Raw genomic sequence first — 12,797 nt, 5'->3', positions numbered from 1 at the left:
CGCCTGCTCGCCCCGCTCGCCGAAGCCCGCCCCCACCTGGTCGAGGCCGGCCACCCCAAGATCGCCGACCGGCTCGACCAGCTCACCGCCCGCACCGACCAGCTGCGCGCCGACAACACCCGGCAGCGCCGCACCCCCACCCCATGACCACCAGCGGCATTCCGGTCAGCGTCAGCCAGGATCCGTTCACCGCCGGCAGCCTGGCCAAGCTGACCTGGTTCCTGCGCGACCGCATCCGCGACGCGATCGCCGCCGGCCACCCCCATGCCCAGCAACTGCACGACAGCGTGGAGGACGCGGTGCGCGGGATCCTCGACTACATCGACCAGGCCGCCCACACCGCGGACCCACTCACCCTCGCGCCCGCCCGCGCACGGGCCCACGCCCTGTGGACCGCCCTGCAGACCGCCGCCGACTTCTGGCACGACCACCCAGGCCACCTCAGGCACCGTGCCGACGCGGCCGCCGACGATCCGCGACGCGTCTACGCCGCCGCCAGCTGACACCCGCCCGTTCCGCCTCAGTGCGCCGACACTGGAACCCCGTGCAGGAGGCAGCCAATGCCGCTCACCCGGCCGCTGGGCTCCGCCCTCCGCCGCCGCCCGGCCCCGTCCAAGCCACAGCCAGGACAGACGCTCACGGTGCGCGGGGAGATCGACTTCCACACCGTCGGCCAACTGTGCCGGCAGATCGAGGAGCAGATGCCGCAGGCCGGGCACCTCACCCTCGACCTGTCCGGCGCCACGTTCTACGGCCAGGCCGCGATCGACGCCCTGGCCGAAGTACAGGCCCGCGCCACCCGAGCCGGCCACCGCCTCACCGTCACCTGCTCCCCCACTGTGCCGCGGTCGCGCACCACACCGGCCCTGACCCCCGCATAGCGGGAAACCGTTCCCGCCGCCGAACCCTTCGACCCCTTTCCCGATGACCTATGACGCCTTCCGAACTCCAACAGCTGCTGATCGAGCGCACCCCCGCGATCCCCGGCATCGCCGACGCCGCCAAACGCGATGACGACAGCCCCTACGGACTGACCGTCACCCTCACCGATGGCGGCCGGGTGTGGTGGAGCATCACCGGCGCCAGCGGGCCGGCACCGGCCTCCGCCACCACAGCCGACAGCGGCGACATCGACGCCACTGCCGTGGAGGTGCCCGACCTGACCGGCACATCGGTCCCAGTGGCCCACGTCGAACAGGCCCTGGTCGCCACCGCCACCGGCGCGGACGACCCCTCCAGCGGCGTCGTGCGGGCCGACAGGTACAGCCTGCGCCCCAACCCGCCCGCCGTCCGCTACGGCGCCACCCTGGAATGCCGCGACGGCTGGAAGCTCTTCCTGTCCTGCTACGGCACCGCCCGCCCCGGCCGCACCAAACCCGAACAGCCCTACCAGCCGCTCAGCCACGTCTAAGACCCCGTGTCCGGGCAGAGCCACCCCGCCCGGGGCGCCCCGAACCTGACCGACCTTTCCCCCGCACCAACTTCCACCACATCAAGGAGACGCTTCCGTGGCCAGCACGACCGAGACGCTCGAGTTCCAGGCAGAGACCCGCCAACTGCTACAGCTGGTGATCCACTCGATCTACTCGAACAAGGACATCTTCCTGCGCGAGCTGATCTCCAACGCCTCCGACGCCCTCGACAAGCTCCGCCTGGAATCCCTCACCCACCCCGACCTCGACGCCGACACCTCCGACCTCCACATCACCCTGGAAACCGACAGCGAAGCCCGCACCCTGACCGTGCGGGACAACGGCATCGGCATGACCCGCGACGACGTCGTCGACCTGATCGGCACCATCGCCAAGTCCGGCACCGCCGGGCTGCTGGCCAAGATCAAGGAAGCCAAGGAGAACAAGGACACGGACGCCGACGCGGCCAGCCTGATCGGGCAGTTCGGCGTCGGCTTCTACTCCGCGTTCATGGTCGCCGACAAGGTCACCCTCCACACCCGCCGCGCCGGCACCGACCAGGGCACCGTGTGGGAGTCCGACGGCGAGGGCACCTACACCATCGCCGACGCCGACGACCTGCCCGTCGGCACCACGGTCACCCTGCACCTCAAGGCGGAGGACAGCGAGGACGGGCTCGGCGACTACCTGGCCGCCTGGAAGATCCGCCAGATCGTCAAGCAGTACTCCGACTTCATCCGCTGGCCCATCCGCATGGCCACCCAGGCCACCAGCACCGGCACCGGCACCGGCACCGGCACCGAAGATGATGCCGACGGCGAAACCGCAGGCACGCTGGAGACCCTGAACTCGATGAAGGCCCTGTGGGCCCGCCCCCGCGCGGAGGTCAGCGAGACGGAGTACCACGAGTTCTACCGGCAGATCAGCCACGACTGGCAGGACCCCGCGCAGACCATCCACATGCGCGCCGAGGGCACCTTCGAGTACGAGGCGCTGCTGTTCCTCCCCGCCCACGCCCCGTTCGACCTGTTCTCCCGCGACACCAAGCGCGGCGTGCAGCTGTACGTCAAGCGGGTGTTCATCATGGACGACTGCGACGCCCTCATGCCGAACTACCTGCGCTTCGTCAAGGGCGTCGTCGACGCCCACGACCTGTCCCTGAACGTCTCCCGCGAGATCCTCCAGCACGACCGCCAGATCACCGCCGTGCGCCGACGCCTCGTCAAGAAGGTCCTCGCCGCGATCAAGGACCTGCAAGCCACCAACACCGACAGCTACCTCGCGGTGTGGGAGCAGTTCGGCCGGGTGATCAAGGAAGGCCTGATCGAGGACCGCGACAACACCGACACCCTGCTGGAGCTGGTCTCCGCGGCGTCCACGCACGATCCGGAGAAGACGACCACGCTGCGCCAGTACCTCTCCCGCATGAAGGACGGCCAGAACACCATCTACTACCTGACCGGCGAGAACCGCGCCATGGTGGAGAACTCCCCGCACATGGAGGCCTTCACGGCCAAGGGCTACGAGGTCCTCATCCTCACCGACCCCGTCGACGAGGTCTGGACCGACCAGGTCCCCACCTTCGACGGCCACCGCTTCCAGTCCATCGCCAAGGGCCAGGTCGACCTCGACGAGACCGATGAGAACAGTGACGAGGCGAAGACCGACAAGGCCCAGCAGGAGCAGGACTTCGCCGCCCTGCTCGCCTGGCTGCAGACCGCCCTGGACGAGCACGTCAAGCAGGTCCGCCTGTCCACTCGGCTCACCACCTCCCCGGCCTGCCTCGTCGGCGACGCCCACGACCTGACCCCCACCCTGGAGAAGATGTACCGGGCCATGGGCCAGGAACTCCCCGCAGTTAAGCGGATCCTCGAACTCAACCCCACCCACCCCCTGATCACCGCCCTGCGCGAGGCCCATGCGGCCAACCCCGACGACCCGGCGCTCGCGCAGACCGCCGAACTCGTCCACGGCGCGGCCCTGCTCGCCGAAGGCGGCGACCTGCCCGACCCCGCGCGCTTCACCCGCCTCCTGACCGACCGCCTCGCCAAGGCCCTGTAGCCCAACCCCGGGGTGTGCCGACGACCCAGCCTGTCCGGTCGGCCGCACACCCCGCTCCCCGAGCCCGAAACAAGACCACGACGGCCCGGACGCCGTGCGCGCAGGGCGTCCGGCCCGTCGACCCCGACCTTCCGGCAATCAGAACGGAACCGGCCGCTGCCGACGGCCACCCGACCGACCACGGAGACCTCAAGCGTGTACGAGTACACCGACCGCAAGAACCGCACTTTGGCCGACCGCATCGACGACGCTGCCCAGCGTCGCCCCGCCAAGGGCGGCGGCACCGAGCACGACAGGGACACCGCGACGGCCCTGCTCGCCGACATGCTCCAGGCCGCGGCGAACCACGGCATCGACCTCGACGCCCTCGACCTGGTCACCGACCTGCCCGGCGGCTGCTACCGCGCCGTCACCAGGCACTGCGACCTGGCCGACCGCGTCAGCACCGCCGCCGAACGCCGTCCCGCCCACCCGCGCACCGAGCAGGACAAGACCGCCGCGACAGCACTCCTCGCCGACATGCTCCAGGCCGCCGCGAACCACGGCATCACCCTGGACACCTTCGACTGGGTCACCGACCTGCCCAGCGCGTGCTACCGCGCCGTGGCCCGGCACCGCGAACTGGCCGACCGCATCAACGACGTCTCCGAACGCCGCACCACCCCCGGCACCGAGGAGGAGAAGGCCGCCGCGACAGCCCTGCTCGCCGACATGCTCCAGGCCGCCGCCCAACACGGCGTCAACCTCGACGCCTTCGACTGGGTCACCGACCTGCCCGGCGGCTGCCTCGCCGCCGTCGCCGCCAAGCTCCGGCTGCGGGCCTCCCAATGGGTGACGGCGAGCTGAGCAGGATCTGCTTCGCACCGGGGCCCGGGCACAGCACGGCAGCCGTCGAACGCACCTTGCGGCCTCGACGGCTGCCGCCGCTCACGCCCGGGGCACGAACGGCAGGGCATGGACGCGCACCTGGCGGCGCGCCCGGCTCGGAGGCCCGGCGACCAGGCTGGGGCCGCCGGGCACGGACAGGCTGGGCGGGGTGACGCCCCGGTCCGGCCCGTCCGTTCTCTGCTAAAGGTCGAGCTGACGCTGGTGTGTCGTGTGCGTGGGTGTGTAGCCGAGATCGTCGTTGATCCGTCGCATGTGCGCGTTGCTGTCGGCGGTGTCGGTCAGGAGGCCATCGAGGTCCGGATAGTCCCTGTGGGCTTGTCGGATCGACTCGGCCTTCATCCATCGGCCGAGGCCGTGACCACGGTGCTGGGGCAGCACGCCCGTGCCGTAGTGCTGGCCGTCACCTGCGCCGTTGCCGGGGATGACGAGTTCGGTGAACCCGGCGATCGAGCGGTTGGAGGCGTCGATGGCGACGACGGTGTGCAGGTGGTCGCCGCGCTGTTCGACGGCCTTCGCCGCGGCCCGCACGCGGTCCACGTCCCAGGCCACGGTGCCGTACTCGGCGTCGTCCATGGGCATGTCGTCCATGGCGCGGCGTGAGGCGGCGAACGTCCGGGCGAGGTCGTCGGGGACGGTTCCCTGCCATGACGTCAGCCGGTAGCCGGGGTGCGGACGCTCGACGATTCCGGCGAGGACGATGGTGTCCACGTCGGCCATCGCCAGGCGGGTGTACCTGAAGGTGAGGACCTTCCGGAAGCCGCGTGCCGCCAGGAAGTGGTCGCCGGGCGATCCGGCTTCGGCCTGCGCGACGACGCGGCGTCGGGCGTTGTCCCGGGCGGTGGCCACGGCGGTGTTGAGGAGCCGGGAGCCGACGCCCTTGCGGCGCTCCGCGGGATGAACGCGGAGGTCGAGCTCGGCGAGGTGCTCTTGTCCGCCGTCGAGCAGGCGCAAGAAGGCGGTCCCGGCAGGGATGGAGTCCGCGTCCGAGGCCAGCCAGGCGAGACGCCGGCCGTGCGGCCCGTGAGCGGGGTCGGTCAGTGGGGTGATGCGAAGGGACAAGGTGTCTCCGTCGAGAGGAGGTGGCAAGGATCAGTACGCGAGCTCAACTCCTGGGCACTCGTGCGCATGTGCTCCACACCTCCTGGTCGACAGCGCCGGCCTGCACCGATGCGGGCGGCTGGGCGAACCTAGCTGGCCGCCGGACCCCTGGGCAACGGATTAACGAAAGGCGGTGCGGGTTTGTGGTCACAGCCACTCGTTGATGGCCGCGACAAGGACGGTCGCCTCATAGCGGACCGCGAGCTTGTCGTATCTCGGGTTGCGTCCTGGCGCGATGCCTTTTGAGGCGATTGATGCGATATTCGACCGCATGCCGAGCCTTGTAGTCCTCGGCGTCGAACTTGGGCGGCTGGCCGCCGCGAGCGCCGAGTCTCTTGCGGTTGCGAGCCTGGTCGGCTTTGTCCGGGATGGTGCAGCGAATGCCACGTCGGCGCAGGTAGGCGCCGAGGTGGAGTTGTTGGCGACCTCGGCAGGGGCCGTCGACGTCTGGACTGTATGCCGCGCCTCGAGCGCTTCGACAAGAGCGATGCCTGCACGGCCCCTGCCGCTTCCAACTCGATCGCCGAGTGATCCAGAACCAGTTTTGACCCGTCGCCGAGAAGGTGACCAATTCCTCGGCGGATCCGGCATGTCAGGGGATTTGGGCGTCGATGTGGGCGAGGTGGGTGGCGAGGATCTCCTCGAATGCGGCGCGGCGATCTGCTCCGAGGGGGCGAATGTCGCGGGCGAAGTGGGCCAGGGCGGGAAAGCGATCGGGGTCGGCGCCGAGCACCGCGACGCGGAACTGCTCCATGCCCTGTTCGTACTCCTTGGCGGTGATGGTGCTGATGCCGGCCTCGGAGGCGATCAGGGAGGCCAGGAGGATCACGATGCGGTGGTAGCGCACCGGGACCTCCTCGTCGGGCAGGCCGGACGCGCGCAGGGCCTGCAGCAACTCCTCCATGACCATGCGGGATCCGGTGCCACCGGAGCCGTAGCGTCCCCACACCGCGGCAAGTTGGGGTTGCTCGCCAAATGCCTCGCGGAGGTGCACGGCCAGGGCGGTGACGCGTTGCTTCCAGTCGCCTTCGGGGCGATACCCGTTCATGGCGGCCAGCAGGATCCGGTCGGCGACCGCGCGCAGCAGCTCGGTCTTGTTGCGGAAGTGCCGGTAGAGGCTGGAGGAGTCAGTCCCGAGCGATGCGGCGAGTTTGCGCACGCTGAACGACTCGGCGTCGCTCGTGCGCAGCAGGTCCGCCGCGGTGTCCAGGATCTCCTCGGTCGACCATCGCCTTCGGCCAGTCATCTCGCCCCTCTCGTCGGAACCCAGCCTAACCTATGCACTTGGCTGTGCACGCGGTGCGTGCATAATGATGGCAAAGCGCTGCCCGATCACGACGACACTCCCGGCGCCCCGGCCGGGAGGAGAGAAGGACGCATGAGCGAGACCACTACCGCGACACGGCCCCCGGAACCGGACTTCTCGGCGATCACGACCGAGGAACTGCGCGCCTACCGCGACGCGGAGAACCGGTGGCGGGCCTCCAGCGCGGCGCGGACGATCCTCGGAGAGCCGGACCCCGGCGCCACGATCGTCTGGCGGGAGATCGCGCTGCCCGGCCGTGACCTCCTAGTCCGGGTTTACCGGCCGGCCCCGACGGAACATGACGAAGCCGCAGCCCGAACCGACCTGCCACTCGTGATCCATGTCCACGGAGGCAGTTTCGTCGGCACGGCGGCGCAGTGCGACTGGACCAACAGTCACCTCGCCGCGCGGCTGCCTGCTCTCGTCGTCTCCGTCGAGCACCGCCTCCTCGCCCCTGGCAGCCCGCTCGCGAACGCCGCAGACGACGGCTGGGACGTGCTTCGGCACGTCGTGAGGCATGCCGCGCAGTGGGGCGCTGACCCGGCGCGCGCAGTCGTCTTCGGCGAGAGCTGCGGCGCGCTGATCAGCGCGCTGACGGCCATTCGGGCCAGGGAGGCGGGCTTGGAGCTCAAGGCGCAGGTGCTGGTCAACCCCGCGGTCGACGTGACCGAGACGATGTTCGACTACCCCTCGACCGCCGAGTACGCCTGCACTCCGACGCGGGCCATGCCGCAACTGCGTCTCTTCCAGCGGCTCGCCGTCCCACCTGGGGCCGACGCCCGCCCGGTCTCGCCGCTGTACGCGGACGACCTGAGCGGGCTCGCCCCGGCGCTCGTAGTGGTGCCCACCAGGGACGCGGTCGCCGACCATGGCCGCTGCTACGCCGAGCGGCTGCGCGAGGCGGGGACCCCCGTGCGGCTTTCCGAATACCCGGGCGCAAAGCACGCGTTTCTCACCCTGCCCGGCGTGGAACCACAGGCCGAGGCCGCCCAGGCGGAGATCCTCGCGTTCCTCCGCGCGGCCCTTGCGAATTGATGGAGGAACGTTGCACCCCACCCTTGGACCCAACAGCCCGGCGGCCTCCCGACTCGGCCTCGGCTGCATGAGCATGACCGGCACCTACGGCCCCATCGATACGCAAGAGGCCGCGGCCACGCTGCTGGAAGCCCTCGATTCGGGCGTCACCATGTTCGACACCGGCGACTTCTACGGCGACGGAGCAAACGAGGAACTCCTCGGCCAGACCCTCGCACCGCACCGCGACCGCGCCGTTCTGGCCACCAAGACCGGAGTCCGCCGTACCGCCGAGGGACTGGTCCCCGCCGGCTCGCCCGACGATCTGCGTCGTGCCTGCGAAGCGTCACTGCGCCGACTGCGCACCGATCACATCGACCTGTACTACCTGGCCCGCATCGATCCTGCCGTCCCCGTCGAGGAGTCCGTCGGCGCCCTGGCCGACCTGGTCGCCGAGGGCAAGGTGGGCCACATCGGCCTGTCCGAAGTCTCGGCCACCACCCTCCGCCGCGCGCACGCCATCCATCCGATCAGCGCCGTCCAGACCGAGTACTCGCTGTGGGAACGCCATGTCGAGAACGACATCCTGCCCACGATCCGCAGTCTCGGCGCCACCCTGATCGCCTACAGCCCTCTCGGCCGCGGCCTGCTCACAGGGTCCGTCCGCGCCGGCACGCGCTACGCACCTGGCGACTTCCGCGCCACCGCGCCCCGGTACCACGGCGACGACCTCAAGGCCAACTTGGCCATCATCGACGCCATCTCCCGCATCGCCGCAGCCAAGAGCACCAGCCCCGCCCAGATCGCCCTCGCCTGGCTCCTCAACCGGGGCAGCGACGTCATCCCCATCCCCGGCAGCTCCCGCCGTCCCCACCTGCGTGACAACCTGGCCGCCCTCGACCTGCACCTGACCGCCACCGACCTTCGCGACATCGACGCCGCCCTCCCCGACACCAGGGCCCAGGGGGCGCGGTACAGCGACCACGGGATCGCCCTGATCGACCAGTGAAGACAAACGAAGAGAACCGGGTGTGAAGAGAACTGACGAGAGGAGCACCCAGATGACGCAACCACCCCATGAGCGAGGGCCGCTCGCAGCAATGTACGCGGGCCTTGCACTCACTGTCCTCGCGATGATCGCGCCGTATATCGACGGCGGCACCACCCATCTGCTGGCCGATCACATCCGGGCCGGCTATCCCGACTACTCCCAGGCGCGGGTCGACTCGGCCGTCACCACCTACTTGGTCCTATCGTCCGTCGTCGGAGCGCTCGGCGTCCTTGCCTGGCTGACGGCGGCCTGGGCGTTCAAGGAAGGCAAGCGTTGGGCCCGCCCCGTCGCGACCGTGATGTTCGTGCTCGGCACCAGCGTCGGACTCGCCGGGCTGCTGACCAAGGACACCTCCGGCGCGACCGGGTTGCCGCCGGAGCTGGGTTGGGTCGGGATGATTCCCTGTCTGGCGGGCGTCCCCGCGGTCACATCGCTGTGGAGAAGAAGGCGACCGACGTGACCTCAGCTCCGTTCGGCTCCGCACGCAACCGTCGCGACGCGACTGAACAGACCGCACCAACACGAGCCACGACCACCACACGCCATGGAGGGAGACCCAGTGCTGCGCATCGGCATCATCGGAGTGGGCGAGATCGGCAAGGCCGTTGTCGAGGGCCTGCGCAGCGAGGGCGGGGCGTCGCCGGAGGTCTTCCTCTCTCCGCGGGGGGCTCGCACCGCCGCCGAATTGTCCGCGCGCTTCGAGGGCGTCCAGGTGTGCGGAGCCAACCAGGAGGTGCTGGACCGTTCCGAGGTGGTGATCATCGCCGTGCGCCGCCAGGACCACCACGAGGCGCTCGCAGGGCTGAAGGTGCACGACGACAAGATCGTGGTCAACGTGATGGCCGGCGTCGCTACCGACAACCTGCGCCGAACCCTCGCCACCGGCGCCCCGATCGTCCGCGCCATCCCGCTGCCCGCCGTGCGCGAGCGGCGCTCCGTCACCGTGACCTGCCCCTCGCACCCGGTGGTGGACACTCTCTTCGAACAGCTGGGCGGGGCGCTCCCCGTTGCGGACGAGGACGTCTTCAACGCCTTCTCCGCGCTGACCGGGACCCTCACCACCCACTACGCCTACCTCGCCACGCTCACCTCGTGGGCAACCGGACACGGCATCGCTCCCGACGCCGCCGACCGGTATGTACGCGGCCTTTTCGAGAACGTCGGTCGCTCATTGAATGACAAGACCCGCCCTCTGCATCAGCTCGCTGCCGACCATGAGACACCGAAAGGGAACAACGAGCGGATCCGAACGGCGTGGTTCGATGCGGCCAACGCCGCAGCCCTCAAGGAGGCCCTGGACGGCCTCCTCTCCGATCTGAAGTGACAGTCTCCAGGCCGGGACTGGCGTCCCCGGCTTCGTTCGGAAGAGCCACACGGAGAAAGGACTGTCCCGTATGTTGCGCTGCCGGATCCGCGCGGCCACCGGCTCCGGGAAGAGCCTGACGGCGGTTGACATCGCTTCCAAACTCCACGCGGAGCGGGTCCTCGTCCTGGGCGCGGCCGAACGCGGGCCCCGGGACGCGCAACACCGAGCAGAATCACTGCGGTTCACTCGGGCGTGCGGACAAGCGTGCTGGTGCACGAGGGCGGCAGGGCCGCGGTTGTAATGTGGTCGCGCGCCCGGCGACAAGGCCGAAAGCCCGGCGCTACTGCGGTAGGCCGGTCAGGTCGGCTGCAAGCCGGCTGGGCGAGGGGTCGGGTCCCAGCCACTCGCAGAGCAGCACGGTGGCGTCGTCCTGGAGGTGCCCGTCGTGGTGGTCCAGGACCGCGTGGATGACACGCCGCAGCGTCTCGGGCGCGGCTAGTCCGCCCGCGTGGTAGCGGTTGAGCAGTTCGACGAAGCGCCCGATCCCGAACTCCGGGCCGCCGGCGCGTCGAGCCTCCGTGATGCCGTCGGTGAACATGACGAGGCGGTCCCCCGGTTCGAGGTGCTCGCGGCAGAGGGTGACGGGCAGCTGTAGGTCCGTTCCCATCGGGTGGGCCGGTGGGCAGCTCAAGCGTGAGGTCCAACGGCCGCCGCGGATCAGCAGCGGGAGATGGTGGCCTCGGTTGACGTAGGTGAGCAGCCCCCGGGAGGTGTCCAGCTCCGCGAGTATCCCGGTCGCGTAGCGCTGCCGATCGAACTGCTCGATGAGGACCGCCTCAATCCTTTCGCTGGACTCCACAAGCCCCATCCCCTGTTGTCGGGAGCTGCGGCATGTGGCTATGGCCAGATGGGCGGTCAGTCCGGCGGCGGTGTCGTGGCCCATCGCATCGAAGATCGACAGGTGCACGGACGGGCCGGCCGTGGCGTAGTCATAGGCGTCGCCACTCGTCTCATAGGCCGGTTCGAGGGCTGCGGCGATCACGACCCTGCCGTCGGCGTACGTGCGTGGCGGCATCAGGTCCCACTGCATTTCGGCGGCGACGGACATCGCCCGAGTTCGGGTGAGCCTGCCGTAGGAGTCGCTGCGTTCTCGCTTGCTCGCGACGATCAGAGCGGTGAGGGCGGCCAACGCCTCGGCGTCGCCCATGAGGTCATCGTCTTCGCGGCGGCTGGTCAGTTTGAGCACGCCCAAACGCTCGGTGCCGTTCAGCATCGGCACCCACCACGTAGCCGTGCCCGTCTGTGGCGAGGCCGGGAGGACCTCGCCGATCTGGTAGGCACGGCCGGCAACGGTCCCGTCGATGCGCAGATCCGTGGGGTCCTGCCCCGCACCCTGCCCTGCGTCCGGCCCCTTGCCCGTCAGCAGGCGCAGCCCGCGCAGTTCCAGGTCGGCCAGGTAGATCAGGACTGCATCGAAGCCGGCAAACCGGGCACATCGCGAGACCGTCTCAGGGAGGATCTCCAAGGGCATCAGGTGACTCGCCGCGAGCAGATCGGCAAGCATCCGGCGCGTCTGGCTGTTCCACTGCGTCATCGCCACCACCGCAGCACGCATCCGCGGGCATCCGGTTCCAGTTTCGCGGTATGCCAAGTCACGCGCATCCGGACGGCAGCCCGATCCGACTCGGCCGGGCCAGGTCGCGCAGGGAGCGATCCGCTGGCCCTTGTCCTGCCGGAGGCGTCCGCCAAGGCGCCCGCGCGGACCGCCGACAGCACCGCTTCGGCGGTCCGCGCACTCGCAGGATCCGAGGCAGCGGTGGCAGCCGCGGTGTCGGTGTTGGCTCGGGCCGCACCGCCGCGCGAACGAACGCACTGCTGCGGGCGTCTCAGGCTGCCCGGCGCGCCAGGTTGCGGCGGCGCAGAAGGCGGACCCGCTCGTCCTCGCTCAGCCCGCCCCACACCCCGTAGGGCTCGCGCGCGGCCAGAGCGTACTCGCGACAGGGTCCCAGTACCGGGCAGGCGGCGCAGACCCGCTTCGCGGCCCGCTCCCGCTCTTCGAAGCTCTCCCCGCGCTCGCCGGCCGGATGGAAGAACAGTCGGGTGCCGAAGCGGGCGCACGCGGCCCGGTCCTGCCACGCCCAGGCCCACTCCACCGCGCCCGGAAGGTCTGGCTTGCGTCCCATCGAGCAGCTCTCTCTCGCTATCAGACTCGGCGCGGCTCACGGCGTGGCGCGGCCCCCGGGACGCGGGGACGATCGGTCCCCGGGACCGCCAGATCCGGGAGCCGCTCGCCCTCGGACAGCAGGCGCCTGACCCGCCCGTGGATTGGCAAACCGTCAGGCCTGGCCTACGGCCCAGCCCAACCCAGGTAGAGCCACTGACACGGGAGTTGCAGGGGTGCCAGTGGCTCTGGCCCGGTGTCACTCACCGGAGGTTCCGTCCTGGCAGTTCGCGCTGCTCAGCGACCGCTTTGTGCTACTGACTCTCGAGTTGCTCCCTTAGACATCGTTTCTGTTGGTCGTGGCGCTCGTTCAGAGGACATGGCGAGCCTTGCTGAGCGTCTGGTGCCTGACGAATTGTGGGAACTGTTCCGCCGGGTGGTTCCACCGACGGAAGTGGGTCGGGCCCTCCGGTGGTGCGGCCGCGCGGCGTGCGGGGGAC

13 protein-coding genes and 1 pseudogene are annotated in these 12,797 nt (G+C 70.0%); 9 read left to right on the top strand and 5 right to left on the bottom strand.

Annotation, left to right across the window (positions count from 1 at the left end):
- The first annotated feature begins 143 nt into the window (after window positions 1–143).
- The 5 genes from DN069_RS37710 to DN069_RS37690 all read left to right on the top strand — a co-directional run bounded on the left by DN069_RS37710 (window position 144) and on the right by DN069_RS37690 (window position 4,319).
- On the top strand, window positions 144–503 hold the full coding sequence (locus tag DN069_RS37710) for a hypothetical protein (protein ID WP_111507763.1): 360 nt from the start codon (window positions 144–146) through the stop codon (window positions 501–503).
- 57 nt (window positions 504–560) lie between these two features.
- A complete protein-coding gene (locus DN069_RS37705; RefSeq protein WP_111507762.1) occupies window positions 561–881 on the top strand; it encodes an STAS domain-containing protein in 321 nt (106 codons plus the stop codon).
- A 50-nt stretch (window positions 882–931) separates the two neighbouring features.
- Complete coding sequence (locus tag DN069_RS37700) at window positions 932–1,411, top strand: hypothetical protein (RefSeq protein WP_111507761.1); 480 nt, start codon at window positions 932–934, stop codon at window positions 1,409–1,411.
- Window positions 1,412–1,508: 97 nt separating this feature from the next.
- Window positions 1,509–3,473 carry a molecular chaperone HtpG gene (gene htpG / locus DN069_RS37695; RefSeq protein WP_111507760.1) on the top strand — a complete coding sequence of 655 codons (1,965 nt, stop codon included), beginning with the start codon at window positions 1,509–1,511 and terminating at the stop codon, window positions 3,471–3,473.
- Window positions 3,474–3,668: 195 nt separating this feature from the next.
- The gene (locus DN069_RS37690; protein WP_111507759.1) at window positions 3,669–4,319 is read left to right on the top strand and encodes a hypothetical protein; all 651 of its coding nucleotides are present in this window, start codon (window positions 3,669–3,671) and stop codon (window positions 4,317–4,319) included.
- Between the two features lie 222 nt (window positions 4,320–4,541).
- Here the strand turns inward: DN069_RS37690 and DN069_RS37685 are convergent, their stop codons facing one another.
- The 3 genes and pseudogenes from DN069_RS37685 to DN069_RS37675 form a co-directional block, all read right to left on the bottom strand.
- A complete protein-coding gene (locus tag DN069_RS37685) occupies window positions 4,542–5,420 on the bottom strand; it encodes a GNAT family N-acetyltransferase (RefSeq protein WP_111507758.1) in 879 nt (292 codons plus the stop codon).
- Between the two features lie 186 nt (window positions 5,421–5,606).
- Window positions 5,607–5,862: pseudogene (locus tag DN069_RS43025) on the bottom strand (IS5 family transposase); the annotation flags it as partial.
- A gap of 189 nt (window positions 5,863–6,051) precedes the next feature.
- The gene (locus DN069_RS37675) at window positions 6,052–6,705 is read right to left on the bottom strand and encodes a TetR/AcrR family transcriptional regulator (protein WP_111507757.1); all 654 of its coding nucleotides are present in this window, start codon (window positions 6,703–6,705) and stop codon (window positions 6,052–6,054) included.
- 132 nt (window positions 6,706–6,837) lie between these two features.
- Between DN069_RS37675 and DN069_RS37670 the strand changes: the two genes are divergently transcribed.
- The 4 genes from DN069_RS37670 (at window position 6,838) to DN069_RS37655 (ending at window position 10,154) form a co-directional block, all read left to right on the top strand.
- A complete protein-coding gene (locus DN069_RS37670; RefSeq protein WP_111507756.1) occupies window positions 6,838–7,800 on the top strand; it encodes an alpha/beta hydrolase in 963 nt (320 codons plus the stop codon).
- A 10-nt stretch (window positions 7,801–7,810) separates the two neighbouring features.
- Window positions 7,811–8,788, top strand: coding sequence for an aldo/keto reductase (locus DN069_RS37665; protein ID WP_111507755.1), 978 nt, complete (start codon window positions 7,811–7,813; stop codon window positions 8,786–8,788).
- Window positions 8,789–8,912: 124 nt separating this feature from the next.
- Entirely contained in the window at window positions 8,913–9,290 is a 378-nt protein-coding gene (locus tag DN069_RS41160) for a hypothetical protein (protein WP_243640321.1), read from the top strand.
- Between the two features lie 84 nt (window positions 9,291–9,374).
- The gene (locus DN069_RS37655) at window positions 9,375–10,154 is read left to right on the top strand and encodes an NAD(P)-binding domain-containing protein (protein WP_111507754.1); all 780 of its coding nucleotides are present in this window, start codon (window positions 9,375–9,377) and stop codon (window positions 10,152–10,154) included.
- A gap of 322 nt (window positions 10,155–10,476) precedes the next feature.
- Here DN069_RS37655 and DN069_RS37650 read toward each other — a convergent pair whose 3' ends face one another.
- Together DN069_RS37650 and DN069_RS37645 are read right to left on the bottom strand one after the other, a co-directional pair.
- A complete protein-coding gene (locus DN069_RS37650; RefSeq protein WP_243640320.1) occupies window positions 10,477–11,751 on the bottom strand; it encodes a PP2C family protein-serine/threonine phosphatase in 1,275 nt (424 codons plus the stop codon).
- 271 nt (window positions 11,752–12,022) lie between these two features.
- Window positions 12,023–12,319 carry a WhiB family transcriptional regulator gene (locus tag DN069_RS37645; protein ID WP_111507753.1) on the bottom strand — a complete coding sequence of 99 codons (297 nt, stop codon included), beginning with the start codon at window positions 12,317–12,319 and terminating at the stop codon, window positions 12,023–12,025.
- Window positions 12,320–12,797 lie beyond the last annotated feature (478 nt).

The sequence above is a fragment of the Streptacidiphilus pinicola genome (assembly GCF_003258295.1).
Classification (GTDB): domain Bacteria; phylum Actinomycetota; class Actinomycetes; order Streptomycetales; family Streptomycetaceae; genus Streptacidiphilus; species Streptacidiphilus pinicola.
This window is presented reverse-complemented; position numbering and strand designations above follow the sequence as displayed.